We start from the raw sequence: 24846 nt of genomic DNA, 5'->3' as shown, positions 1-24846 counted from the left end.
TGGCCGAGGCAGTGCGGATCGGTCGTGACGCTCGTTTGACGCTCCGGCCGCCTGATAGGTGCCCCTCGTCGAGCCGGAAACCCGGATTGACCTGTGGTTTCTCCCAACCATGCTCACTGTGAGGTGTTTCCGATGACGCATCATGTGGAGTGCGTTGCCACCCCGGCCTCCGGGGGTGGCTGCTGACTCCCGTGCCGAACTCGATGCCGGCGAGACCTCGACCGGAACCAGGGGAGTGCTGACGGGCTGTGGCTCAGGCATCGATGATGACGGGGATGATGAGGGGCTTGCGGCGGTGGGTGCGGAACGCCCAGTTCGCCACGGCGCGGGCGACCAGTTGTTCGAGTTGGCGCGCGTCCCCGACGCCTTCCTCGGCCGCGGTGGCCAGGGTCTTCTCGATGACGGGGATGACCGGCTCGAAGGTGGTGTCGTCGTGGACGAAGCCGCGGGCCAGGAAGTCGGGGGCCTCGGCGAGGGCGCCGGTGTCAGCGTCGACGATCGCGACCACCGTGACCACGCCTTCGGCGGCGAGGGTGAGACGGTCCTTGAGGGACGCTTCGGTGGCGCCGCCGACTTCCATGCCGTCCACGTAGACGTTGCCGGCGGGGACCTTGCCGGTGATGGACGCGCGCCCGTCGACGAGGTCGACGACGACGCCGTCCTCGGCGATGACGACCCGCTCGGGGTCGACGCCGGTACGGATGGCGAGGTCGCCGTTGGCCCGCAGGTGGCGCCATTCGCCGTGCACGGGCATGACGTTGCGGGGTTTGACGATGTTGTAGCAGTAGACGAGTTCGCCGGCGCTGGCGTGCCCGGAGACGTGCACCTTGGCGTTGCCCTTGTGGACCACGTGGGCGCCCCACCGGGTGAGTCCGTTGATCACCCGGTAGATGGCGTTCTCGTTGCCTGGGATGAGGGAGCTGGCGAGCAGGACGGTGTCGCCCTTGCCGATGCGGATCACGTGGTCGCGGTTGGCCATCCGTGACAGCGCGGCCATCGGTTCGCCCTGGGAGCCGGTGCACACCAGAGTGATCTTGTGGTCCGGGAGCTTCTCCAGCTCCTTCGGGCTCACGACCAGACCGGAGGGGACCTTCAGGTAGCCCAGGTCGCGGGCGATGCCCATGTTGCGGACCATGGAGCGGCCTACGAAGGCGACCTTGCGGCCGTGCTGGTGGGCGGCGTCCAGGACCTGCTGGATGCGGTGCACATGGCTGGCGAAGCTGGAGACGATGACCCGGCGCGGGGCGGTGCGCATCACCTGCTCGATCGCCGGGTTCAGCTCACGCTCGGAGGTGGTGAAGCCGGGGACCTCGGCGTTGGTGGAGTCGGTGAGGAACAGGTCCACGCCCTCCTCGCCGAGGCGGGCGAAGGCGCGCAGATCGGTGATGCGGTCGTCGAGAGGGAACTGGTCCATCTTGAAGTCGCCGGTGTGCAGCACCATCCCGGCGCCGGTGCGGATCGCGACCGCGAGGCCGTCCGGGATGGAGTGGTTGACCGCCACGAACTCGCAGTCGAAGGGCCCGAAGCCGCGCCGGTCGCCCTCACGCACCCGCACCGTGCGCGGCCGGATGCCGTGTTCCTTGAGCTTGGCCTCCAGGAACGCCAGCGTCAGCTTGGAGCCGACGACGGGAATGTCGGACCGTTCGCGCAGCAGGTACGGCACGCCGCCGATGTGGTCCTCGTGGCCGTGGGTGAGTACCACGGCCACGATGTCGTCCAGCCGGTCCCGGATCGAGGTGAAGTCCGGCAGGATCACGTCCACGCCGGGCTGGGTCTCCTCGGGGAACAGCACGCCGCAGTCGACGATGAGCAGCTTGCCGGCGTGCTCGAAGACGGTCATGTTGCGGCCGATCTCACCCAGGCCGCCCAGAGCAACGACCCGCAACCCTCCTGAGGGAAGGGGCGGAGCGGACTTGAGCTCGGGGTGCGGATGACTCATACCTTGACGTTACCCGGAGAGCGGGACGGGGTGATCCATTACCTGTGTGATCTCTTCTTCCCGACGGAGCGGGACGTGCGCAGTGGGTGACGTCGATCGGCCTTCGAGATTGTGGTCGGACAGAGGCGATTTCATCGATAGGGGCTTGCCGACCAGACGTCGTCACGAATCCGACCGTCCGCGCGGTCCGGTGCCGGCTACGCGATGCGCCATTCGGGTCGGAAGATGAATGGGCATGACCAGTACGTCTCCTGCCTCGCGTGGCCGCCGACGCCGGGGGGAGGTGGTCCTTGGCGTGGACATGCACAGTGACGCTCATGTGGCTGCTGTGCTCTGCCTGGTGGGGGCAGTGATCGGCATCGAGGTGTTCCGGGCCACTGCGGACGGGTACCGCGAAATGCTGGAGTGGGCCAGGGGGCTGGGCACGGTGCGGCGGGCCGGAGTGGAGGGGACCGGCTCCTTCGGGGCGGCCTGTCCCGCTGCCCACTGGCCCAGGGCGTGACGTGCTCGACGTGAACCGGCCCGACCGGACCGACCGCCGTTGGCGCGGCAAGTCGGACCCGCTCGATGCCCGGAACGCGGCCCGGGCGGTGCTGAGCGGGCGCGGGCGGAGCGATGGAGGATCTGGCGAGGACGGTCCGCGGGCATGCAAGGGAGTTGGGGCCTGGTGAGCGGCGACGGGCCCGTGCGCCGGCGGTTGGTTCTTTGTGCAAGCCCTTCTGGATCTGGGCCGGCTGCTCTTCGCGGCTGCGCCCACACGACTGGCTTACTGCCTATCAGCTGCTAGCTGATGTCCTCTCGCAGGTCAGCGTGTGCAGGGTGTTGGGGTGGTTCTCGCCGAGTACCCGCTGCCGCCGGAACAGGGTGTCCGTCACCTGGAGGGAAATGCCTCCCCTCAACGACTGATGCTCGGGAGGCATGAACATTTTGCTGATCGGCGGCGCCGGAACCCTGGGCCAGGCCCTCCACACCACACTGCAGGAGCGCGGCCACCGCGTCCTGACCGTCGGCCGCAGCTCCGGCGACCTGCGCTACGACACGACCGACCCAGGTCCGCTCCCAGATCGAACTGGTCCGCCAGGGCCTGCCCCACGTCACCGAGCGCGGCTCCTTCACTTCGCACCACAGCGGATCAACGCCGTCACAGGCATACGTCCGCTCCATCGAAGGCGCCCAGACCGGACGCATCTACGAACTCTGACCTGAGCCGGCACTGCCCACGCCGCCGCCGGTTCGCGCCGACTGACCCGGTCAGGGCTGTGCGGGCAGGCTCCAGCAGTTGGCGGCGGCCCGCTTGCCGGACAGCCGGTCGGTCAACCAGGAGATGGCGTCGCCCTGGTCGGTCAGCAGCGGTGCGAAGTGGTTCAGGAGCGCGCTGCCGACGTTGGGCAGAACGACGGCCTTGTACGTGACGTCGGCACCCTTCTTGCACCAGTCGACGGCAAGTTGGCGGGCCTGGCCATGCGGGACGAGGTTGTCGCTGACCCCCGTCGCCAGGCGGACGGGGCCGGACGGTTTCCGTGTGCCGATGCGCTGGCTGTCCAGGAACGCCTGCAGCGCGGGCGTGGCGGCGATGATGTCGTTGACGGATCGTCCGTCGGTCGTCCACTTGGTGCTCTTCGCGTAGCCGTAGCCGAAGAGGGCGTCCCCGACGCACATCGTCGACAGGTCGGCGAGGGCGGCCTTGCCGGCGGCGTTCAGATGCGCCTCGGCGATGGGCTTCAGGGACGGGTCGGACTGGAGGAAGCCGCTCAGCGACCAGCCCAGCGCACCGGCCAGCTCGCTGCCGTCGACGGCCTTGGTGACCGAGGTCAGATCGGCGGGCGGCGCGCCGGCGTAGGTCCCGGCGAGCGTGACGTCGGGGGCATAGGAGGACTGGAGTTCGGCCGCGGCGGCGGTCGCTCCGCCGCCCTGGCTGTACCCGAACAGGCCCACCCGGGAAGCGGTCGTGACGGAGGCCCCGTTGACCGAGCGGGCGGCGCGGACGCCGTCCAGCACCGCATGCCCCTCGTCGACCCGGTTGACATAGGTGTGCAGCCGGTCCGTCGCGCCCAGACCGGCGTAGTCGGTCACGACCACGGCCACGCCCTGTGCGAGGAGGCGGTAGATCGCCAGGTCCTCGTAACCGACGGACACCGTCTGGCCGTTCAGCGTCAGCGGGTGTTCCAGGCCCATGGACGCGGCGCACTGGTCGCCCTGTCCCATGGTGCCGGGCGCGACCGCGACCAGAGGCCGCGGTCCGTCGCCCTTCCACGCGGCGGTCGGTTCGATGTAGGCGCCGGTGACGGCCATCGGCTGACCGTTCGAGTCGGTGGACTTGTACATCAGCCGGGTCGCGCGTCCCGGCAGCGGGCCGCCCAGGCCGGGCAGGCTGAGGGCCAGGGGGAGGGGCTCGCTGCGTATGAGCATGCCGTTGGCAGTGGGCAGGGTGGCGGGCGGGTTGTAGAAGGTGGGGATGGTGACGCCTCGGGAGACGACCTCGTCCGCTGAGGTGGCGGCGGCGGTGTCCGAGAGGGCCTGGGCGCCGAGGCAGGCGGCAGCGGTGACTGCTGCGCCCAGGAGCCTTCTGCGTGCGGGCATGGCGAACCTCCTGTGAAGCGGCCGGCAGAGAGGTGCACGGGTGAATGCGGCACGGGAGCACGGCCGTCCCACGGGCCGGCCCACGCCGCTCGGGAGTGGTTCGCCAAGACCTTACTTATGAGTAAGTTACTCGTGGTAGCACCCTGGAGGTTACGGTTCGGTAATTGACGGGCTACCTAATTTTCGGCTCGGCCTCGCTGCCTTCGGCGCGGCGCGAACCACCGGCTGTTCTCGCGCCAGGTGCCCGGGCGTAGCTCCGCATGGCGTCCGAGCGCCCGGCGGCGTGGCTCGGGCCAGGACGCCGCGCGCCCGTTCGAGTACCGGCCGGTCGATCATCTCCCCGTCGACCATGGTGACCGACTCGCCGGCGTCGAGGACGCGGCGGGCCCAGCGCAGTTCGTCCGGGGTGGGGGTGAACCCGTCGCTGACGGACGGTACTTGGGCAGGGTGGATGCAGAGCTTGGCGGTGAAGCCCAGGCGTCGGGCGTGGGTGACGTCGGTGTCGAGCGCGGCCGGATCGCGTACGGCGGTGGTGACACCGTCGACGGGCGGGGCGATGCCCGCTGCCGCCGAGGCGAGGACCAGCCGGGAGCGGGCGTGGGTGAGGGCCAGGTGGTCGTCGTGGGCGATGCCGAGCCCGGCGGCGAGGTCGACGTTGCCCAAGGCGGCCCGGACGACTCCGGCGACGGTGCACAGGTCGAGGGCCCGCTCGACGCCGAGGGCGGTTTCGACGAGCGGGATCAGTGGGCAGCGTCCGTCCGTGCGGGCGGCGATGTCCGCGAGGACGGCCGGGTCCTGGGCCTTGGGCACCATGAGGGGCACGCCGTGGCCTGCGATCCGCGCCAGGTCCGCCTCGAACCAGGGGGTACCGGGCGGATTGACGCGTACGACGGCCCGGTTGCCGTCGGCCAGCCACGCGGCGGCGTCCGCGCGGGCGCTGTCCTTGTCGCCGGGGGCGACGGCGTCCTCCAGGTCGATGATGACCAGGTCCGCGCCCGAGGAGGCCGCCTTGGCGAAGCGGTCGGGCCGGTCGCCGGGGACGAAGAGCAGGGTGCGCGCGGCGGCGACGCGGGCGCGGTCCGGGTGGCTCATGCGAAGGTCACCTCGGCGGTGGCGTGCCGGGCCTCGCGGTGGGTGGCGACGCGCAGCTCGGCGCCCGCGTCGGTCGGCGTGCCCGCCGCGAGGAGGTGCTCGCCCGTGAACGCCGGCCGGTGCAGCCGGTAGGAGAGCGACCGTACCCGGCGTTCCGGGGCCTCGCGCCGGGCCAGTTCGAGCATGAGGACGGCCAGCAGGGGGCCGTGGACGACGAGGCCCGGGTAGCCCTCGACGTCGCGGCAGTACGGGGCGTCGTAGTGAATGCGGTGGGCGTTGGCGGTGAGCGCGCTGAACCGGAAGAGGAGGGTCTCCTCCGGCCGCAGGCGCAGCCGCCACGTGCCCGCGCCCGAGTCCGGGACCTCGGGCTCGGGTACGGCCGTGTCGTCGACGGCGGCCGGGTGCCGTGGAGTGGAACCCTGCCCCGACCGGTAGACGATGTCCTGCTCCTCGACCAGGCAGGTACGGCCGTTCTGCCGGAACTCCTGTCGCTCGGTGACGAACAGCAGCTCGCCGCTGCGCCCCTGCTTGGGCGTGACCGCGGCCAGGCTGCTGACACGCTCGGCCGGTTCGCCGAGGCGCAGGGGCTCGGCGATCTCGCAGCGTCCCCCGGCGAACATGCGCCGACGCCGGGGGAGGGGCGGCAGGAAGCGGGCCTCGCGCAGGTGTCCGTCGGGGCCGAGGGCCCGCTGTGGTGCCCAGTGCAGGAAGTACAGCCACTGCCATAGCGGTGGCAGCGCGTCGCCGGACTTCGCGGCGGCGTCGGGGAGGTCCAGCAGCGCCGACAGGGCGGTGGCCGGGCCGGGCGGCAGGGCGTCCTCGTCGGTGACCGCTTCGGGGTGCCATGACTCGACGTGGGAGGAGAGGGAGGCGGGCATGTCGGGTCCTCGGGGGAGGTCAGGGGAGTGGGGCGGTCGTCGGCGGGGCGGGTGTCGCGCTGGTCGCCCCGGTCTCCAGCAGGGAGGTGCGGGACGGTTCGCGTACCACCAGGGTGGCAAGGAAGGTCAGGGCGATGCACCCGGTGACGTACCAGAAGAAGACGGTCTCGTGTCCGGCCTTCTTCAGGGCGAGGGCGATGGGTTCCGTCAGCCCGCCGAAGGTGGCGGTGACCAGGGCGTGCGGCAGGCCCACGCCCAGGGCCCGGACCTTGGTGGGGAACATCTCCGCCTTGATGATGGCGGCCAGCGCCGAGTACCCGGTCAGGAAGGTCAGGGCCACGGTCATCAACAGGAAGGCGAGCCCTGGGCTGTCGGTGTGGCCGAGGACGGTCATGATCGGGACCGTGAGCGCCATTCCGCCGAGGGAGAAGACGAACATGACGGGGCGGCGGCCGTAGCGGTCGGACAGCGCGCCGGCGACCGGTTGCAGCAGCATGTAGACGAACAGCGCGGCGAAGCCGATGACGGAGACCGTCGACTTGGCGATGCCCGCGGTGTTGACCAGGTACTTCTGCAGGTACGTGGTGTACGTGTAGAAGGCGACGGTACCGCCGACGGCCAGCCCGAAGACGGCGAGCAACTAGCGCGGATACTCGGTGAACAGGGCGTACAGGCCCTTGCGTTCGTGGGGTGCGGAGGCCCTCGCACGCTCCTGCTGGAAGTGCTGCGACTCCTCCATGGTGCGGCGCAGGTACATCACGGCCAGACCGGCCACGGCGCCGATCACGAAGGGGATGCGCCAGCCCCAGCTCTGCACCTGGTCGTCGGTGAGCAGGTGCTGCAGGACGATGGCCACGAGCAGGGCGGCGAGCTGGCCGAGCACGATGGAGACGTACTGGAAGCTGGAGTAGAAGCCGCGTCGGCCCGGCGGCGCGACCTCGGCCAGGTAGGAGGCGCTGGAGCCGAACTCGCCGCCCACGGAGAGCCCTTGCAGCAGGCGGGCCAGGACCAGGAGGACGGGCGCCCACACGCCGATGGTGGCGTGGCCGGGGGCGAGGGCGATGGTGAGCGAGCCGACGCTCATCAACGTGACGGACAGGGTCAGGGCGCGACGGCGGCCGTACCGGTCGGCGTACGCGCCGAGCAGCCAGCCGCCGAGTGGCCGCATGAGAAAGCCGACGGCGAACACGACGGCCGTGGACAGGAGTTGGGCGGTGGCGTCGCCCTCGGGGAAGAAGGCGGCGGCGAAGTAGATGCTGAAGGTGGCGTAGGCGAACCAGTCGTACCACTCGATCAGGTTGCCCAGACAGCCGCGTACGACGTTGGCGGTGACCTGGGAGCGTGCGGGGGCAGGGGTGCGGCTCTGCGACATGTGAAGCTCCGTTGCTTGTGTCGCGGTGGGGACGGCTCGTGCGGTCCCGCTCAGCCCAGGACGAAGGGGTTGCCCGTGGGCGCGCCGGTGTTGATCCAGACGCTCTTGTCCTCCAGGTAGGAGGCGACGGCGGCGATGCCGTTCTCGCGGCCGAGGCCGGAGTCCTTGAAGCCGCCGAACGGCGTCAGGTAGCTGACCGCGCGGTAGGTGTTGACCCAGACGGTGCCCGAGCGGATGCGGTCGGCCATACGGAAGGCGCGGCCGATGTCACCGGTCCACACGCCGGCGCCGAGGCCGTAGCGGCTGTCGTTGGCGATCTCGACCGCCTCGTCCTCGTCCTCGAAGGGGATGACGGCGAGGACCGGGCCGAAGACCTCCTCCTGGGCGATGCGCATGCTGGTGTGCACGCCGGTGAAGACGGTGGGTTCGACGAACCACCCGCCCCGGTCGGCGGCCCGGCCACCCAGGGCGAGCGTGGCGCCCTCCCGTCCCGCGATGCCGATGTAGTCGAGGACCTTGGCGTACTGGGCGGGGGTGGTGATCGGGCCGACCTGGGTGGCCTCGTCCATCGGATCGCCCATGCGGGCCGTGCCCGCCAGCTCCACCAGGCGGCCCACGACCTCGTCGTGCACGTCCCTTTGCACCAGGAGGCGGGAGCCTGCGATGCAGGTCTGTCCGGTGGCGGCGAAGATGCCGGAGACGGCGCCGTTCACGGCGGCCTCCAGATCGGCGTCGGCGAACACGATGTTGGGCGACTTGCCGCCCAGTTCGAGGCTGACGTGCTTGAAGTCGCGGGCGGCCGACTCGTTGATACGACGGCCCGTGGCGTCCGAGCCGGTGAAGCTCACCTTGCGGACCAGCGGGTGCTCGACGAGCTCGCGGCGCCGACGTCCTGGCCGAACCCGGTGACGACGTTGAACACGCCCGGGGGCAGCCCCGCCTCGTCAAAGAGCCGGGCCAGCACCAGGGTGGAGGCGGAGGTGAACTCCGACGGCTTCACCACCACGGTGCAGCCCGCGGCCAGCGCCGGAGCGATCTTCCAGGCCAGCAGCAACAGCGGGGAGTTCCACGGCGTGATGACCGCGACGACCCCGACCGGCTCCTTCTTCGTGTAGGCGAAGTAGCCCCTCTTGTCGAGCGGTGGGACGCTGCCCTCGATCTTGTCGGCGAGGCCGCCGTAGTAGTGGAACCACTCGGCCAGGTGGGCGACCTGGCCGTGCATCTCGGTGAACAGCTTGCCGTTGTCGCGGACTTCGAGCTCCGCGAGGTCGCGGGCGTGGGCCGCGACGGTGTCGCCGAGCCGCCGCAGCAGGGCGCCGCGCGCACTGGCGGTCAGCTCGGCCCAGGGGCCGGTACGCAGGGCGCGGTCGGCGGCTCGCACGGCGTCGTCGACGTCCTGCGAGGTGCCCTTGGCGATCTCCGCCCACGGCGTGCCCAGGTAGGGGTTGTCGGTGGGAAACCACTCACCGCCGGCGGCCGCGCGGCTCTCCCCGTCGATGAACAACTCGTAGCGCTGCATGGGTGACCCACCCGTTCAGAAGGTGCTCAGGCCGAGCGAGGCGCGGAAGGAGTTCTTGTTGGCGACGCCGTCGCGGGGCGGCAGTGCGCGCGGCGGTTCGTCGGTGGCGATGAGTACCTGGGCGTACGTCGTCTCGGCGCGCGCCGCGATGCGCCGGGCGAGCTCCTCGGTCTGGCCCAGGTCGGTGATCCGGAGGGGATCGGGGATGCCGAAGCCCCGGGCGGCGGCGACGAGGTCGGTGCCGAGGCCGGTGTGGCTGGGCTGCATGCCGGTCTCGCCGAAGTGGGCGTTGTCGAGGACGACGAGGGTGAGGTTGAGCGGGAGCTGGGCGCCGATGGTGGCCAACGTGCCGATGCCCATGAGGTGTTCGCCGTCCCCGGTGACCGCCATGACCGCGCGCTGCGGCTGGGCCAGGGCGAGACCGAGGGCGAGCGGGGCGGCGGCGCCCATCGCGCCCCACAGGTAGAAGTTCTCCGGTCGGTCGCCGGCGGCGAAGAGGTCGTAGCTGGGCGAACCGAGGCCGGAGACGATCAGGGTGTCCTCGGGAACGCGGCCGATCAGGTCGGCGACGAAGCTGCGCCGGTCGAGACGTATGTCGGTCGTGGCGGTCATCAGTCCCGCTCCCACTTCTTGCGGCCGATCAGCTTCTGTCCGAGCAGGACGGCGACGCGCTCGCCCGCCTCGAACACCGAGTCCAGGGCGGCTTCGACGGTCTCCTCGACCTCGTCGGGGGTGTCGGCGCGCAGGACGGTGATGCCCATGAGTTCCAGGGCCTGCTGGGTGGTGCGGCCCATGGGGCCCTGCCACGGGTTGAACTCGGCGTACTCGCCCCGCATCGTCACCAGCGTCAGGAAGGGAAACCGGCACATTTCTAGCAGGGAGAACATGTTGACGCAGTTGCCGACGCCGCTGCTCTGCATCAACAGCACCGCCCGCTGACCGCCCAGCCACGCGCCGCTGACCACGGCGACGCCCTCCTCCTCGGTGGTCAGCACCACGTCGTGGATCGCGGGGTCCCGCTGGGCCTCGCGGATGGCGTGGGAGTGGCCCGAGTCCGGGACGTAGGCGATCTGTTGGACGCCACGCTTCTTCAGAGCGGCGAAGACGTCCTCCTGCCAGGAGGGTGGCGCGGCAGCGGCTGTCTCGTTCATGCCGCACATCATGGGTACTGATGGATGGCCCTGAACAATAAAAAAGTGTGATCCCGGCATGCGCCGCCCGCATGACCACACGTCCTGGCCGCGTCGTTCACCCGCCCTGCGATCGCTGCTGCGGCTCCGGCTGCGGCTCCGTCTGACGCTGCGGCTGCGGTTGTCGCGCCGACGGCCATCTGCCCTGCCGTACGGCCGTGTTGATCTGCCGTACGAGCTCCCGCGCGACGACCTCCACGGCGGGCGGCGTCCGCCCGGACCGCGGCGTGGCGAGCACGATCGAACGCCACACGTCGGGCTCGCACAGCGGCGCCGCGCTCAGCGTGCCGTCGGCGACGTCCTCGGCGATACCGACGCCCGGCAGGACCGTCCAGCCGTGCCCGGCGAGGACGAGCTGCCTCTGCACCCGCATCGAGTTGGTCTGCACGACGATGTCCATGGTGGTCCCGGCCCGCGCCGAGGCGGCGTCGATCAGGGCGCGCAGGGCATGGCCGGAGGCGGGCATGACGAGGGGGTGGGCCGCGGCGTCGGTGAAGGGCACGGGACGGTCGGCCCGCAGTCCGGCCGAGGGCGGAGCGACCGCCCACAGCTGCTCCCGGACCAGTGGCCGGGCGTTGAGCGAGGGCGTGCTGTCCAGGTTGTACAGCAGGGTCAGGTCCAGGTCGCCGTCGTCGAGCCACTGCTGGAGGTGTCCCGAGTAGGCGGTCATCAGGCGTAGTTCGATGCCGGGGTGATCCCGGGCGAGGGTCGAGACGAGGGGCTCGGCCAGCAGGTCGGTCGTGCTCTCCAGCAGTCCGGCGGTGACGATGCCCGTGACCGCGCCCGGAGTGGGCTGGACCTCGGCCCGCGCCCGCTCCAGCTCGTTCAGGGCGCGCCGCGCCCGGTCCACCATGATCGTCCCGGCCTCGGTGGGCCGCATGCCCTGCCGGGTGCGCTCGAAGAGCGGGACGCCGAGCTCCTGCTCCAGGGTGCGGATCTGCCGGGTCACGGCCGGCTGCACCAGGTGCAGCAGTTCCGCGGCCCGGGTGACGCTGCCCACCTCGGCGACGGTGACGAGCGCTTTGAGCTGTTTGACGTCCATGGCTTCTCCACCACCATCGCTGCACGGGCATCCGCACCACGGCCATCCATGCCACGGCCATCCGCGCCGGGCATGGATGCATCAGAATTCGCTATTTCACTCAGGGTCTCATGAGCGCACATGATGGTAGTCCAGCGGGTCGAGCCCACCCCCGGAGGCCAGCGCATGCCCGAACACCCCGAAGCCCTGCCCCTGTCCGGCATCACCGTCGTCAGTGTCGAGCAGGCGGTGGCCGCCCCCTTCGCCACCCGCCAGCTGGCCGACCTCGGGGCCCGGGTCATCAAGGTGGAGCGCCCGGGAGGCGGCGACTTCGCCCGCCGGTACGACACCACCGTGCACGGCGAGTCCAGCTACTTCGTGTGGCTCAACCGGTCGAAGGAGTCCCTGACCCTCGACCTGAAGGCGGAGAGCGGGCGCCGTGTCCTGGAGCAACTCCTCGCGCGGGCCGACGTGTTCGTGCAGAACCTGGCGCCCGGCGCGGCCACGAGGATGGGCCTGGGCGCGCAGGCCCTCACCGAGCGCTTCCCCTCGCTGATCCCCTGCTCGATCTCGGGCTACGGCGCCACCGGCCCCTGGGCCGAGCGCAAGGCCTACGACCTGCTGGTGCAGTGCCAGACCGGTCTGGTCTCCCTGACCGGCGGCCGCGACGAGCCCGCCCGCGTCGGCATCTCGATCGCCGACATCGCCGCCGGCATGTACGCCTACTCCGGCATCCTCACCGCCCTGCTCGCCCGGGCGACCACGGGCGCTGCCCGGGCCGTCGAGGTGTCCCTGTTCGAGGCGCTCGCCGAGTGGATGGGCCAGCCCGCCTACTACACCCGGTTCGGCGGCAGCCAGCCCCCGCGGGTCGGCACCCAGCACGCCACCATCGCCCCGTACGGCGCCTACCCCTGCGCCGACGGCAAGGACGTCCTGTTCTCCATCCAGAACGAGCGCGAGTGGGCCGCCCTGTGCGAGCGGTTCCTCGACGCCCCCGCCCTCGTCGACGACCCCCGCTTCGCCACCGGCCCGGCGCGCGTGGCCCACCGCGACGAACTCAACGCGATCGTGGCCGAGCGGTTCGCCGCCTCGACCAGCGCCGAGGTGATGAAGGTGCTCGACGAGACGGGCATCGCCAACGCCGGGCTCAACGACATCGAGGACTTCCTGGCCCACCCCGTGCTCGCCGCCCGCGGCCGCTGGCGGGACGTCCCGATACCCGCTGGCGTCGCGGTACCGGCTTTGGTCCCGCCGGCGGACCTGGCGGGCGTCACCCCCCGTATGGGCGCCGTCCCCGCCGTGGGCGACCACACCGAGACCGTCCTCGCCGAACTGGGCTACACACCTGCCGAGATCCAGGCCCTACGAGCCGACCGCGTCCTCTGACGCCGGTCCCACTTCCGGGAGCAACACAGCATGAGCACTCTGGACACCCTGTCCGAGGACGAGCGGTTCGCCGTGCGCGCGGTGCGCGACTTCGTGGACAAGGAAGTCAGGCCGGTCGTACGGGAGTTGGAGCACACCGACACCTACCCCGAAGCCCTGATCGAGCAGATGAAGCAGCTCGGCGTCTTCGGGCTCGCCGTCCCCGAGGAGTACGGCGGCACACCCGTCTCCACGCCCTGCTACGTACTGATCACCGAGGAGCTGGCCCGCGGCTGGATGAGCCTGGCCGGCGCGATGGGCGGGCACACGGTGGTGGCCAAGCTGCTGCTGCGGTTCGGTACGGAGGAGCAGAAGCGGCGCTATCTGCCGCGCATGGCGACCGGCGAGATCCGCGCGACGATGGCCCTCACCGAACCGGGCGGCGGGTCCGACCTCCAGGCGATGCGCACCGTCGCCCGAAGGGACGCGGACGGCTATCTGGTGAACGGCGCGAAGACCTGGATCACCAACTCCCGCCGCTCCCAGCTGATCGCGCTGCTGTGCAAGACCGATCCGGAGGCGAGCCCGGCGCACCAGGGCATCTCCATCCTCCTGGTCGAGCACGGCCCCGGCCTGACCGTCTCCCGCGACCTGCCCAAGCTCGGCTACAAGGGCGTGGAGAGCTGCGAGCTGTCCTTCGAGGACCACCGTGCACCGGCCGAGGCACTGCTCGGGGGCGTCGAGGGCAAGGGCTTCGCCCAGATGATGAAGGGCCTGGAGACCGGCCGCCTCCAGGTCGCCGCCCGCGCCCTCGGCGTCGGCCGGGCCGCCCTGGAGGACTCCCTCGCCTACGCCCAGGAACGCGAGTCCTTCGGCAAGCCCATCTGGCGACACCAGTCCATCGGCAACTACCTGGCCGACATGGCGACTTCACTGACGGCGGCCCGGCAACTCACCCTGTACGCGGCCCGGGAGGCGGACGCCGGACGCCGGGTGGACATGGAGGCCGGGATGGCGAAGCTCTTCGCCTCCGAGACGGCCATGCAGATCGCCCTCAACGCCGTACGCATCCACGGCGGGTACGGCTACTCGACCGAGTTCGACGTCGAGCGCTACTTCCGTGACGCGCCCCTGATGATCGTCGGCGAGGGCACCAACGAGATCCAGCGCAACGTCATCGCGAGCCAGCTGGTCAAGCGGGGAGGGCTGGACGCCTGAAGTCCTGTGCGGGGAGGTCCCGTCAGACGTCGAGCAGGTCCCGGGCCCGTACCGGGAGCCCCGTCTCGAACGAGCGGTTCGCGGCCAGCCCTGTGACCAGGGAGCGGGCGCCGTCGGACGCGTCGGCCGCCCGGTGCAGGGGGTCCGGGGCCGGGGTGCCGAACAGGTCCTGAAGCATGCGTACGTCACCGCCGCCGTGCCCGCCCTCGCCGGTCGTGACCTTGATCTCGCGCGGCTTCTCCCAGAAGGGGCGCAGCAGCAGCTCGGTGCGCCCGGCGTTGTCGTCCGCCCCGGCACCGTGCAGGACGGGGTCGGCACTGTCGGTCCGGACGCCGGGACGGGTCCACGTCGACTCCTCCACCAGCAGTTCCAGGCGTCCCTCGCTGCCGTTGAAGGCGATCCGGTAGCCCTCCCACGGGGAGTAAGCGGTGAGGTGGTACGTCAGGGTGGCGCCCGTGGCGTACCGGACCAGCACCGCCATGTCGTCCTCGATCGTCACGCCGGGCCCGAACACGTTCTGGTCGCGGTGGTAGCCGTCCTCGGCCTCCGCGTCCAGGTACAGCGCACTGAGCACGGCCGAGTCGGACAGGTGCACGGCGAACGGGTCGGTCTCGGCGGCGGGGGAGCCGTGGGCGCGGTCGTAGTCACGCGCCAGGCCCCGGCGCCGGCCGGCCTCGTCGCCGTAGAAGAACAGGCCGCCCTGGGCGTAGACCGTCTCGGGCCGGGTGCCCAGCCACCAGTTGACCAGGTCGAAGTGGTGGGTGGACTTGTGCACCATCAGGCCGCCGGAGTTGGCCTTGTCGCGGTGCCAGCGGCGGAAGTAGTCGGCGCCGTGGCGCAGGTCGAGCAGCCACTCGAAGTGCACCGAGCCGACCTCGCCGATCGCACCGGCCGCCAGGTGCTCCCGTACGGCCGAATGCACCGGGTTGTAGCGGTAGTTGAAGGCGACCCGGACCTCCCGGCCGGTGCGCCGCCGGGCGTCGAGGATGCGGCGGGCCTTGTCGGCGTCCGTCGTCATGGGCTTCTCGGTGATCACGTCGCAGCCCGCTTCGAGGGCCCGCACGATGTAGTCGTCGTGGGTGTGGTCCACCGTGCACACCACGACCAGGTCGATCCGTTCGCGGCGCAGCATCTCGTCGAAGTCCTCGGCGGCGTACGTCGGTACGGGCGGCCGTCCCGGGTGGGCGTCCGCGAGCCAGGCGTCGTGGACCGTCATCCGGTGGGCATTGACATCGCAGAAGCCGGCCAGCTCGATCCGGTCCGCGTAGGGACCGGCCAGGGCCTGGGTGAACAGCCGGGCGCGGGCGCCCAGACCGACCACGGCGGCTCGGCGGCGTGCGGTGTCTCGGGGCATGCAAGTCTCCGTTCCAACAGGGGAGTTGTCGGGCCAACCATCAGGATGGCAGGGGCTGCCAGGCGTCCGCCGCCGTGGCGGCGAAGGCCGGCGGGCCGAAGACGACGAGCGGCAGGACCGGGGCCATGGTCAGCAGCACGGCGGCGGCCCCGGTCACCGGTGAAGCGGCACTTGGACGCGATGCGGGAGGCCCGCGACGACGTCGAGCAACTCAACGCGCACGACGCGGCGTTCCACCGGGCTTTGGTGCATGTCGGCAGTACGGAGCAGTGGCTGCGGGGGCTGCGGGAGCACCTGAGCGCCGACGAGTCCGTACCGGAACGCGACATGGCCCCGCACCCGACTGGCGGGGGCGGAGCCATGTGACGCGGGGCGGGCTACAAGGCTGCCGCGGCGCTGTGCAGGTTCTTCGCGGCCAGGGCGAGGCCCTCGGTCTGGGAGTAGGCGGCGTCCTCGTGCTCGATGTTCACGGCCATGTCCGGGTCGATCTCGGCGAGGGCGCCGAGGAACTCGGTCCAGAACGGCACGTCGTTGCCGAGGCCGACGGCGACGAACTTCCACGCCGGGTTCTCGGGCCAGGCGTTGCACCAGAAGCCGTAACCGGTGGGCACCTTGCCGTCGGCGTCGGCCGGCACCCGGGTGAACGACGTGTCCAGGACGCCGCGGATGTCGGCGCCGGGGCACAGCGTCGCGTCCTTCGCGGCGGCGTGGAACACCAGCGGGCCCAGCCACTTGATGGAGGCGATGACGTCCATGCCCTGCCACATCAGGTGGGACGGGTCCATCTCCGCGCCGACGTTCGTCAAGCCGCCCTCGTCGACCAGCCGCTTCAAGGTCACCGGCGAGAACACGACGTTGTGCGGGTGCATCTCGATGGCCACCCGGACGTCGTTCTCCCGGGCGAGGGCGTCGATCTCCTTCCAGAACTCGACGGCCACGCCACACTGGTAGTCCAGGACGTCCATGTAGACGCCGTCCCAGGGGTTCACGACCCAGGAGGGGTACTTGGCGTCCGGGTCGGAGCCCGGCGTGCCGGACATGGTGACCACGTGCTTGACGCCGAGCAGGCCGGCGAGGCGGATGGTGCGGCGCAGGTCGTCGGCGTGCTTCGGGCCGACGCCCGGCAGCGGGTTGAGCGGGTTGCCGTTGCAGTTGAGGCCGGTCAGTTCCATGCCGCGGTCGGCGAAGGTCGCCAGGTACTCCTCGCGCGCCTTGGCCGAGGACAGCAGCAGGTCGACCGGGCAGTGCGGGGACGGGATGAAGCCGCCGGTGTTGACCTCGACCGAGGTCAGACCGTTCTCCTTGAGGATGTCGAGGGCGTCGGTGAGGGTGCGGTCGTGCAGACAGGCGGTGTAGGCGCCGAGCTTGAGGGCCATGCGGGTGCTCCTTGGAGACAAGTGCGGGAAGTCAGGCGACGGGCGGAACGGTGACGGCCGCGCCGTTGGTGCGGGAGGACTCGACGACGGCCTGGATGATCTCCATCGTCCGCAGCGCGTCGGCGAACGTCGCGCAGGCCGGCAGCGGCTCGGCGACACCCGCGACCTGGTCGAGGAACGCCCGGGCCTGGTAGGTGAAGTTGTCGCCGTTGCTGGCGCCCACACCCGGCGCCTCCATCGGGACACCGCCCGCGAAGTACGGCATCTGCGGGCCGGCGATGATCTGCCGGGCGCCCCGCGTACGGGCCTCCGGCTGGGCGTCGTCGAAGAGGTACTCGGCGGGCCGGTGCTGGTCGAACGCGGCCCGGCCGCCCACGCCCAGCACGTCGAAGAAGAGGCCGTTGGGCAGACCGAAACCGGTGCGCGACACCGAGAAGGTGCCGACGAGACCCGACTCGAAGCGGGCCGTGAAGGTCGCGGTGTCCTCGTTCTCGACCTCGCCGAACTCGTCCGAAACAGGGGCGGCGTTGTGCCCGACGACCGCGCCGAGCGGCAACGGCCGCTTCGGGATCTGCGTCGACAGCGAGGCGCCGGACACCGAGGCGATGGGCCCGGCGACGTACTCGGCGACATCGATGACGTGCGAGCCGATGTCGCCGAGCGCGCCGGAACCCGGGCCGCCCTTGAAGCGCCAGCTCAGCGGCCCCTTCGGGTCGGTCGCGTAGTCGCACCAGTAGCGACCGCTGAACAGGGTCAGGTCACCCAGCTCACCGCCCCGCACATGCTCGCGGACCGCGGCGATGCCGGGGGCGCGCCGGAAGGTGTACCCGACCGAGGTCACGACCTCGGCGGTGCGCTCCAACTCGGCCATCGCACGGGCGTCTTCCATCGAGCCGGCCAGCGGCTTCTCACAGAGCACGTGCTTGCCCGCGGCGACCAGCGCCTCGGCGATCGGCCGGTGCAGAGCGTTGCCGACGACGATGCTGACGGCGTCGATCGTCGGGTCCTCGACCACGGCCTCCCAGCTCGGGAGCGCCTTCTCGAACCCGTAGCGACGCGCGGCGTCCTCACCGAGCGCGACGTTGGCGTCGGCGATCGCGGCCAGCCGGACGGGCGGCAGGCCGGCGCCGAAGACCGTGTTCACGTTGCGGTACCCGGCGGCGTGGCTGCGCCCGGCCATACCGGCGCCGATGACCGCGACGGAGAGTGGTTTGGCGGAGGTGGTCATGGCGGTGCCTTTCAGAGGTCTCAGAAGAGAGGCGGGGTTGGGGGGAAGGAAGGGAAGCGTGCTCAGGCGGCGAACTGCTGCCGGAAGTGGGACTCGATGGCTTCCATCGAGCGGCCCTTGGTCTCGGGGATGGTGCGGAGATAGAAGAAGTACGTCGCGACGTTGATCGCGGCGAAGATCAGGAACGTGACCCCGCCGACCGCGTCGATCAGCGGCGGGAACACCAGCGTGACCACGAAGTTGGCCATCCAGGTGCCGAACACGGCGATGCCCATCGCGAAGCCGCGCAGCCGCAGCGGGAAGATCTCCGAGAGCATCAGCCAGAACACGGTCGCGATGCAGCCCTGCATGAACAGCAGGAACGTCAGCATGGACGCGAGCACGAGATAGCTGCGCACGGTGGACTCCGGCAGCAGCAGGAAGCACAGCGCGATCAGCACCAGGGAGACGGTGACGCCGACCTGCCCGGTGAGCAGCATCGGACGCCTGCCGAACCGGCCCAGCAGCCACATGCCGGTGGACACCGCGAGCACGGCGACGACGCCGTTGGCGATGGTGGCCGTCAGGGCCGCCTGGGTGCCGAGGCCGGTGTCCAGCAGGATCGTCGGCGCGAAGTACATGATCGAGTTGACGCCGGTCAGCTGCGACAGAACGGCCAGCCCGAGCCCGACTATCACGATGCGCCGTACCCACGGAGTACGCAGATCCTGCCAACCGGCCCGCGGCTCATCGGCGTCGGCTGCGACGGTGCGCTTGATCTCGGCGAACTCCGCATCCACGACCCGCGCGTCACGGATCCGGTCGAGCGTGCGGGCCGCGTCGTCGAACCGCCCGCGCGAGGCCAGCCACCGCGGCGACTCGGGCACGAACAGCATCCCGATCCACAGGGCCACGGCCGGAACGGTGGCGATCGCGAGCATCCAGCGCCACACACCACCCTCGCCCACGGTCCTGGCGATGACCGCGTTCGAGGTGTACGCCAGCAACTGCCCGGTCACGATCATCAGCTCGTTCTGTGTCACCAGCCGACCGCGGTGCTCCGCCGGGGCCGACTCGGCGATGAACACCGGCACCGTCGCGGACGCACCGCCGACGGCCAGCCCGAGCAGCACCCGGAACAGCACCATCACTTCGAGACCCGGCGCGAGCGCGGTGCCCAGCGCACCGACGAAGAACAGCACGGCGAGCCCGAGGATCGTCCGCCTGCGCCCGTGGCGGTCGGCGAGCCGCCCGCCGTACAGCGCCCCGAAGGCCGCGCCGAGCACCAGCGAAGACGCGACGACGCCCTCGGTCAGCGGGGTGAGCCCGAGCCCGCCCTCCTCGGCCGAGAGGGACATGAAGGGCAGCGCGCCGGAGATGACGCCGGTGTCGTAGCCGAAGAGGAGCCCGCCGAAGGTGGCGATGACGGTGATGAGCCGCAGTCGTCGATAGACCTCCGGCGAGGCGTTGTCCTTGGCGGTACTGCTTGGTGTGAGGGCCTGGGATGCGTCGTCCCTGACGTCCATGGCCACCTCCTACCGGTCGATGTGTGGGGGGGGACCTCAGTTGGAGGTGGGGAAGTTGAAGCCGGCGGTGACCTGCTGCTTGGGCTCCGGCCAGCGGGTGGTGACGACCTTGGGGCGGGTGTAGAAGCGGATGCCCTCGGGGCCGTGGATGGGGGAGTCGCCGATGAGGGAGTCCTTCCAGCCGCCGAAGGAGTAGTACGACATCGGGACCGGGACGGGCACGTTGATGCCGATCATGCCTACGTCGATCTTGCGCTGGAAGCGGCGGGCCGCCTCGCCGGAGCCGGTGAACAGGGCGGTGCCGTTGCCGTAGGGGTTGGCGTTGATGAGGTCGATCGCCTGATCGAGGCTCTCGGCACGGACGATCGCGAGGACCGGGCCGAAGAGCTCCTCCTTGTAGGCGTCCATCTCGATGGTGACGTGGTCCAGGAGGGACGGGCCGGTGAAGAAGCCCTCCTCGTGGCCCTCGACCTTCAGGCCACGGCCGTCGACGACGACGGTGGCGCCCTGCGCGGCGGCTCCGCCGACGGCGTTCTCGACGCGTTCCTGGGCGGCCTTGGTGACCAGCGGGCCCATGTCGGTGCCGGGCGCGTCGCCGGGGCCGACCTTCACTTCGCGGGCCTTGCGCTCCAGGATTTCCACCAGCCCGTCGGCCGCGTCACCCACGGCCACGGCGACGGAGACGGCCATGCAGCGCTCGCCGGCCGAACCGTACGCACCCGCGGTGATGTGGTTGGCGGCGAATTCGAGGTCGGCGTCGGGCAGGACGACGGCGTGGTTCTTGGCGCCGCCGAGGGCCTGGACGCGCTTGCCGTGGGCGGTGGCGGTCTCGTGGACGTACTTGGCGATCGGCGTCGACCCGACGAAGGAGACGGCCCGGATGCCGGGGTGGGTGAGGATCGCGTCGACGGCGGGCTTGCCGCCGTGGACGACGTTGAAGACGCCGTCGGGCAGGCCGGCCTTCTTGTACAGCTCGGCGACGAAGTTGGCGGCGGAGGGATCGCGCTCGGACGGCTTGAGGATGAAGGTGTTGCCGGTCGCGATGGCGATCGGGTGCATCCACAGCGGCACCATGGCCGGGAAGTTGAACGGTGTGATGCCCGCGACGACGCCGAGGGCCCGGCGGAAGTTGTGCACGTCCACACCGCGCGAGACCTGGTCGGAGAAGGACCCCTTCAACACGTCGCCGAGACCGCAGGCGAACTCCACGACCTCCCGGCCGCGCACGATCTCGCCGCGGGCGTCGTCGACGGTCTTGCCATGCTCGGCGGAGATGATCCGGCCCAGCTCCTCCTCGTGCTCGACGAGGAGTTGGCGGAAGTTGAACATGACCTGGGTGCGCTGGGTGAGGGAGGACTCCGACCAGGTCTCGAACGCGGCGGAGGCGGCCTGCACGGCCGCGTCCACATCGGCGCCGGCGCCGAGGACGACCTGAGCCTGCTCGGAGCCGGTGGCCGGGTTGAACACCGGCTGGGTGTCGGCGGTGGCGCCCGGGGCGGGGCTGCCGTTGATCCAGTGCGGGATGGTCTTCACGGTGCGGGTTTCCTTTGCGGGGACGGGGCTTACAGGTAGTGCCGCTGGTTGAGCTTGTTCGCGGCGTACGTCTCGTAGGCGGCGCGGGTGGATTCCAGGGCGGAGGTCTGGCTGACCGGGACGTCCCACCAGCCGTGGCCGGGCGGGTTGGGGCCGTAGAGGTCGGTCTCGACGTGCACGACGGTGGTGCGGGTCGCGGCCTTGGCCTTCTCCATCGCGGCTCGGAACTCGTCGACGGAGGTGGCGTGCAGGACGTCCGCGCCCAGCGAGGAGGCGTTGGCCGCGAGGTCGACGGGGAGGACGTCGCCGTCGAGCTGGCCCGAATCCCCGTCCCGGAAGCGGTACTTGGTGCCGAACCGCTGCGATCCGAGCGACTCCGACAGCGAGCCGATGGAGGCGAACCCGTGGTTCTGGACCAGGACGATGATGACCTTCAGGCCCTCGGCGACCATGGTCACGATCTCCTGAGCCATCATCAGGTACGAGCCGTCGCCGACGAGGACGACGACCTCACGCGTCGGGTCGGCCATCTTGGCGCCGACTCCGGCGGCGACCTCGTAGCCCATGCAGGAGTACGCGTACTCGACGTGGTAGGCCTTCGGGTCGCGTGCCCGCCACAGCTGCTGCAGGTCACCGGGCATGGATCCGGCGGCGTTGATGACGACCGCGCGGTCGTCGAGTACGTCGTTGAGGGCGCCGAGGATCTGGGTCTGGGCGGGGAGGTCGCCGGTGTTGCGGTCGGGGGCGAAGCACTCGTTCTCGATCTCACGCGTGCGGGCGATGAGTCGACGGGTGCGCGTGCGGTACTCCGGCTCGACCTCCCACTCCGTCAGCGCTCCGGCGAGGGCCTGGATGCCGAGCCGGGCGTCGGCCACCAGCGGCTCCGCGGAGTGCTTGACGGCGTCCAGGCGGGCGACGTTGAGGTTGACGAAGGTGACGTCGGGGTCGCCGAACACGGTGTGGCTGGCGGTGGTGAAGTCGGAGTACCGCGTGCCGATGCCCAGGACGACGTCTGCGTCCTTCGCGAGCTCGTTGGCCGCGTGCGAGCCGGTGGAGCCGATGCCGCCGACGGCGTAGGGGTGGTCCCAGGGGACGGCGCCCTTGCCGGCATGGGTGTCCGCGACCGGGATGCCGGTGGCCTCGGCGAAGGCGCGCAGGGCGGTCTCCGCACCGGAGTACACGACCCCGCCACCGGCCACGATCAGCGGCTTCTTCGCGTTCCGCAGCAACGCGGCGGCCCGCTCCACAGCGGCCTGCTCCGGCACCGGACGGCCCACGTGCCAGACCCGGCGCCGGAAGAAGTCGACGGGCCAGTCGTAGGCCTCGGCCTGCACGTCCTGGGGGAGTGCGAGGGTGACGGCGCCGGTCTCGACCGGGTCGGTCAGCACCCGCATCGCCGCCAGCGCGGCCGGGATCAGCTGCTCGGGCCGCTGGATGCGGTCGAAGTACTTCGATACGGCGCGGAAGGCGTCGTTGACGGTGACGTCCCCGCCGCGGGTGTCCTCCAGCTGCTGCAGGACCGGGTCGGCGGCGCGGGTGGCGAACATGTCGGACGGCAGGAGCAGGACCGGCAGCCGGTTGGTCGTCGCCAGCGCCGCGCCCGTGATCATGTTGGTGGAGCCGGGCCCGGTCGAGGCGCTGCAGGCGAAGGTGGCCAGCCGGTCGCGCATCTTGGCGTAGGCGACCGAGGCGTGCACCATGCCCTGCTCGTTGCGGGCGAGGTAGTACGGCAGATCGGCCTCGCGCGTGATCGCCGCCTGCAGCAGCGCCTGCCCGATCCCGGCCACGTTGCCGTGCCCGAAGATGCCCCACACCCCGGGGATCAGTCGCTGCTCCTGGCCGTCGCGCTCGCTGTACTGGTTGGCCAGGAAGCGAACCAAGGCCTGAGCGGTGGTCAGTCGGACGGTGTTCATCGCTCGTTGTGTCCTTCGAAGGGAAGCCGGTCGTCGACGTCCTGGGCGTCCCAGGTGGCGCGGACCCAGCCGTGGGCGGGGTCGTCGCAGATCAGCCAGGCGCGGTCCTGGCCGGGGCCGGCCATGACGTTGAGGTAGTACAGGTCGTAGCCGGGCGCGGCGATCGAGGGGCCGTGCCAGCCGTGCGGGATCAGGACGGTGTCGCCGGAGCGGATCTCGGCGAGCACGTCGATGGGCCGCTCGTCCGTGCCGTAGACCCGCTGGTAGCCGAAGCCGTTCTCGCCGCCGGAGACCTCGAAGTAGTAGATCTCCTCCAGCTCGGACTCGACCGGGTCGCCGTTCTCGTCGGTGCGGGCCTGGTCGTGCTTGTGCGGCGGATACGACGACCAGTTGCCACCCGGGGTGAGCACCTCGCACACCAGCAGCTGTTCGGCCTCGAACGTCCCCGGCAGGCAGTAGTTGTTGACCTGCCGGGAGCACGGCCCCGCCCCGCGCAGCTCGACGGGGACGTCCTCCTTGCGCCCGTACCGAGCCGGTTGACCTCCCTGCTCGGTACGGGCGGAGGGCAGCGCGAACCTCCCACCGGATGCGCTGCTGATCAAGGCTTCCGACTCGCGGGGGAGGTACGCGAAGTCGGTGGTCGAGGCGAACACGCCTGTCCGACCGGTGAGTTCGAAGGCCCTGCCGTCCGTGGTGACGGTGCAGGAGCCCGTCAGCGGCAGGACCAGGAACTCGGACTCTCCGGTGGACAGGGCGTGCGCCTCACCGGGCTGCAGGGTCAGGATCCTGAGCCCGGAGTATCCCCAGCCCGCCGACTCGGGCGTGACCAGGAGGTCGTAAGGGCCATCGGCCGCACTCCCCGCGGGGAGGTGGTACTTGCTGGTCTCGCTCACAGCAGGCTCACCGCCCGGTCCACGGCACCGGCGACATCGCCGCTGGAGGGGTAGAGGAGCGACCGGCCGACGACCAGGCCCTGCGCGGTGGGCTGCTTCAGCGCCTTGCCCCAGGAGGCGAAGGCCGCGTCGGCGTCCTTGACCTCGCTGCCCAGCAGCAGCGCGGGCAGCGTGGAGGAGGCCAGGACGCGCTCCGTGTCGTCGACGACCGGCAGCTTCAGCCAGGTGTAGGCGGTGCGCCGGCCCAGGCCGGAGGCGATGGTGATGGACTTGATGACGGCGTCGGTGGACAGGTCGTTGCGGATCTTGCCGTCCTGCCACGCGGAGAGGAACGGCTCGACCATCGCGATGAGCTGACGGTCGTTGAGTTCATTGACCGCCCGTGCCGTCTCGGACAGGATCGACGGGGTGGCGGGGTCGCCCAGGGCGATACGGGTGAGCATCTTGCCGCCGTCGAAGCCCATCGCGGCGATCGTGGCGGCGTCGTAGCCGGTGAAGCGGTCGTCGATCTCGAAGACCGAACCCGCAAGCCCCGCCCGGTTCATGGAGCCGAACACACTCTTGCCGTCCAGGACGCCGAGCAGCAGCAGGTCCTCCAGGATGTCGGCGGTGCCCAGCACACCGGTCACGCCGGGCCGCTCCAGGGCGATGCACAGACGGTCCAGCAGCTCGAAGCGGTCGGCCATGGCGTTGGGGTCGGCGCCCACACCATTCGCTCCACGCGCGGGGTGGTCTGCGGCGATGATCATCGCCTTGCCGTGCTCGCCGAGCAGCGAGCCGGCCCGGACGCGGCGTGCGGCGGCGGCCGCGATGGCGCCGGGGGCGTTGACCCGGGCGTCCACGATCCGGCTCACATTGGTGGAGGGCACG

General features: G+C 70.8%; 22 protein-coding genes and 1 pseudogene. 4 read left to right on the top strand and 19 right to left on the bottom strand.

Going from position 1 to position 24846, the window contains the following annotated elements; genetic code table 11:
- Positions 1 to 253 precede the first annotated feature (253 nt).
- Entirely contained in the window at positions 254 to 1939 is a 1686-nt protein-coding gene (locus ACIA8X_RS08375; RefSeq protein ID WP_393444577.1) for a ribonuclease J, read from the bottom strand.
- A 295-nt stretch (positions 1940 to 2234) separates the two neighbouring features.
- On the opposite strand from ACIA8X_RS08375, the gene ACIA8X_RS08370 reads away from it, so the two are divergent.
- On the top strand, positions 2235 to 2441 hold the full coding sequence (locus tag ACIA8X_RS08370) for a hypothetical protein (protein WP_399458033.1): 207 nt from the start codon (positions 2235 to 2237) through the stop codon (positions 2439 to 2441).
- Positions 2442 to 3190: 749 nt separating this feature from the next.
- Here the strand turns inward: ACIA8X_RS08370 and ACIA8X_RS08365 are convergent.
- From ACIA8X_RS08365 to ACIA8X_RS08320, 10 genes are all read right to left on the bottom strand, one after another.
- Positions 3191 to 4519, bottom strand: coding sequence for a lipase family protein (locus ACIA8X_RS08365; protein ID WP_399458032.1), 1329 nt, complete (start codon positions 4517 to 4519; stop codon positions 3191 to 3193).
- Between the two features lie 150 nt (positions 4520 to 4669).
- Positions 4670 to 5611: an HpcH/HpaI aldolase/citrate lyase family protein gene (locus ACIA8X_RS08360; RefSeq protein WP_399458031.1), complete on the bottom strand. Its 942-nt coding sequence runs from the start codon at positions 5609 to 5611 to the stop codon at positions 4670 to 4672.
- The gene (locus ACIA8X_RS08355; RefSeq protein WP_399458030.1) at positions 5608 to 6489 is read right to left on the bottom strand and encodes a hypothetical protein; all 882 of its coding nucleotides are present in this window, start codon (positions 6487 to 6489) and stop codon (positions 5608 to 5610) included. The genes ACIA8X_RS08360 and ACIA8X_RS08355 overlap by 4 nt, the downstream gene beginning before the upstream one ends.
- A gap of 19 nt (positions 6490 to 6508) precedes the next feature.
- Complete coding sequence (locus tag ACIA8X_RS08350) at positions 6509 to 7129, bottom strand: MFS transporter (RefSeq protein WP_399458029.1); 621 nt, start codon at positions 7127 to 7129, stop codon at positions 6509 to 6511.
- Positions 7130 to 7861 carry an MFS transporter gene (locus tag ACIA8X_RS08345; RefSeq protein ID WP_399458028.1) on the bottom strand — a complete coding sequence of 244 codons (732 nt, stop codon included), beginning with the start codon at positions 7859 to 7861 and terminating at the stop codon, positions 7130 to 7132.
- Positions 7862 to 7911: 50 nt separating this feature from the next.
- Entirely contained in the window at positions 7912 to 8709 is a 798-nt protein-coding gene (locus tag ACIA8X_RS08340; RefSeq protein WP_399458027.1) for an aldehyde dehydrogenase family protein, read from the bottom strand.
- Positions 8706 to 9380 (bottom strand): aldehyde dehydrogenase family protein, encoded by a 675-nt coding sequence (locus tag ACIA8X_RS08335; protein ID WP_399458026.1) that lies wholly within the window; start codon positions 9378 to 9380, stop codon positions 8706 to 8708. The genes ACIA8X_RS08340 and ACIA8X_RS08335 overlap by 4 nt, the downstream gene beginning before the upstream one ends.
- 15 nt (positions 9381 to 9395) lie before the next feature.
- Positions 9396 to 9992 carry a thiamine pyrophosphate-dependent enzyme gene (locus ACIA8X_RS08330; protein WP_399458025.1) on the bottom strand — a complete coding sequence of 199 codons (597 nt, stop codon included), beginning with the start codon at positions 9990 to 9992 and terminating at the stop codon, positions 9396 to 9398.
- Positions 9992 to 10531 (bottom strand): phosphonopyruvate decarboxylase, encoded by a 540-nt coding sequence (locus ACIA8X_RS08325; protein WP_399458024.1) that lies wholly within the window; start codon positions 10529 to 10531, stop codon positions 9992 to 9994. Before ACIA8X_RS08325 ends, ACIA8X_RS08330 begins: the two co-directional genes overlap by 1 nt.
- 97 nt (positions 10532 to 10628) lie before the next feature.
- Positions 10629 to 11612 (bottom strand): LysR family transcriptional regulator, encoded by a 984-nt coding sequence (locus ACIA8X_RS08320; RefSeq protein WP_399458023.1) that lies wholly within the window; start codon positions 11610 to 11612, stop codon positions 10629 to 10631.
- 165 nt (positions 11613 to 11777) lie between these two features.
- Between ACIA8X_RS08320 and ACIA8X_RS08315 the strand changes: the two genes are divergently transcribed.
- Positions 11778 to 12977, top strand: a complete 1200-nt coding sequence (locus ACIA8X_RS08315; protein ID WP_399458194.1) for a CaiB/BaiF CoA transferase family protein — start codon at positions 11778 to 11780, stop codon at positions 12975 to 12977.
- A gap of 30 nt (positions 12978 to 13007) precedes the next feature.
- Positions 13008 to 14174 (top strand): acyl-CoA dehydrogenase family protein, encoded by a 1167-nt coding sequence (locus tag ACIA8X_RS08310; RefSeq protein ID WP_399458022.1) that lies wholly within the window; start codon positions 13008 to 13010, stop codon positions 14172 to 14174.
- Between the two features lie 22 nt (positions 14175 to 14196).
- Here ACIA8X_RS08310 and ACIA8X_RS08305 read toward each other — a convergent pair whose 3' ends face one another.
- On the bottom strand, positions 14197 to 15528 hold the full coding sequence (locus ACIA8X_RS08305; RefSeq protein WP_393444549.1) for a Gfo/Idh/MocA family protein: 1332 nt from the start codon (positions 15526 to 15528) through the stop codon (positions 14197 to 14199).
- Between the two features lie 159 nt (positions 15529 to 15687).
- On the opposite strand from ACIA8X_RS08305, the pseudogene ACIA8X_RS08300 reads away from it, so the two are divergent.
- Positions 15688 to 15804 (top strand): annotated as a pseudogene (locus tag ACIA8X_RS08300) (GntR family transcriptional regulator); the annotation flags it as partial.
- A 101-nt stretch (positions 15805 to 15905) separates the two neighbouring features.
- Here the strand turns inward: ACIA8X_RS08300 and ACIA8X_RS08295 are convergent.
- The 7 genes from ACIA8X_RS08295 to ACIA8X_RS08265 all read right to left on the bottom strand — a co-directional run bounded on the left by ACIA8X_RS08295 (position 15906) and on the right by ACIA8X_RS08265 (position 24845).
- Positions 15906 to 16904: a sugar phosphate isomerase/epimerase family protein gene (locus ACIA8X_RS08295; RefSeq protein WP_393444547.1), complete on the bottom strand. Its 999-nt coding sequence runs from the start codon at positions 16902 to 16904 to the stop codon at positions 15906 to 15908.
- Positions 16905 to 16935: 31 nt separating this feature from the next.
- On the bottom strand, positions 16936 to 18132 hold the full coding sequence (locus ACIA8X_RS08290; protein WP_393444545.1) for a Gfo/Idh/MocA family protein: 1197 nt from the start codon (positions 18130 to 18132) through the stop codon (positions 16936 to 16938).
- A gap of 62 nt (positions 18133 to 18194) precedes the next feature.
- Complete coding sequence (locus ACIA8X_RS08285) at positions 18195 to 19637, bottom strand: sugar porter family MFS transporter (RefSeq protein ID WP_399458021.1); 1443 nt, start codon at positions 19635 to 19637, stop codon at positions 18195 to 18197.
- Positions 19638 to 19673: 36 nt separating this feature from the next.
- Complete coding sequence (locus tag ACIA8X_RS08280) at positions 19674 to 21170, bottom strand: CoA-acylating methylmalonate-semialdehyde dehydrogenase (RefSeq protein ID WP_399458020.1); 1497 nt, start codon at positions 21168 to 21170, stop codon at positions 19674 to 19676.
- 29 nt (positions 21171 to 21199) lie between these two features.
- A complete protein-coding gene (iolD, locus tag ACIA8X_RS08275) occupies positions 21200 to 23083 on the bottom strand; it encodes a 3D-(3,5/4)-trihydroxycyclohexane-1,2-dione acylhydrolase (decyclizing) (protein ID WP_399458019.1) in 1884 nt (627 codons plus the stop codon).
- Positions 23080 to 23976 carry a 5-deoxy-glucuronate isomerase gene (gene iolB, locus ACIA8X_RS08270; protein ID WP_393444537.1) on the bottom strand — a complete coding sequence of 299 codons (897 nt, stop codon included), beginning with the start codon at positions 23974 to 23976 and terminating at the stop codon, positions 23080 to 23082. Before iolB ends, iolD begins: the two co-directional genes overlap by 4 nt.
- A complete protein-coding gene (locus ACIA8X_RS08265) occupies positions 23973 to 24845 on the bottom strand; it encodes an aldolase (RefSeq protein WP_399458018.1) in 873 nt (290 codons plus the stop codon). The genes iolB and ACIA8X_RS08265 overlap by 4 nt, the downstream gene beginning before the upstream one ends.
- Position 24846 lies beyond the last annotated feature (1 nt).

The sequence above is a fragment of the Streptomyces sp. NPDC051738 genome, assembly GCF_044453205.1.
Classification (GTDB): domain Bacteria; phylum Actinomycetota; class Actinomycetes; order Streptomycetales; family Streptomycetaceae; genus Streptomyces.
Note: the sequence above shows the minus strand (reverse complement) of the source record. Positions and strands in the feature narration are given on the sequence as shown.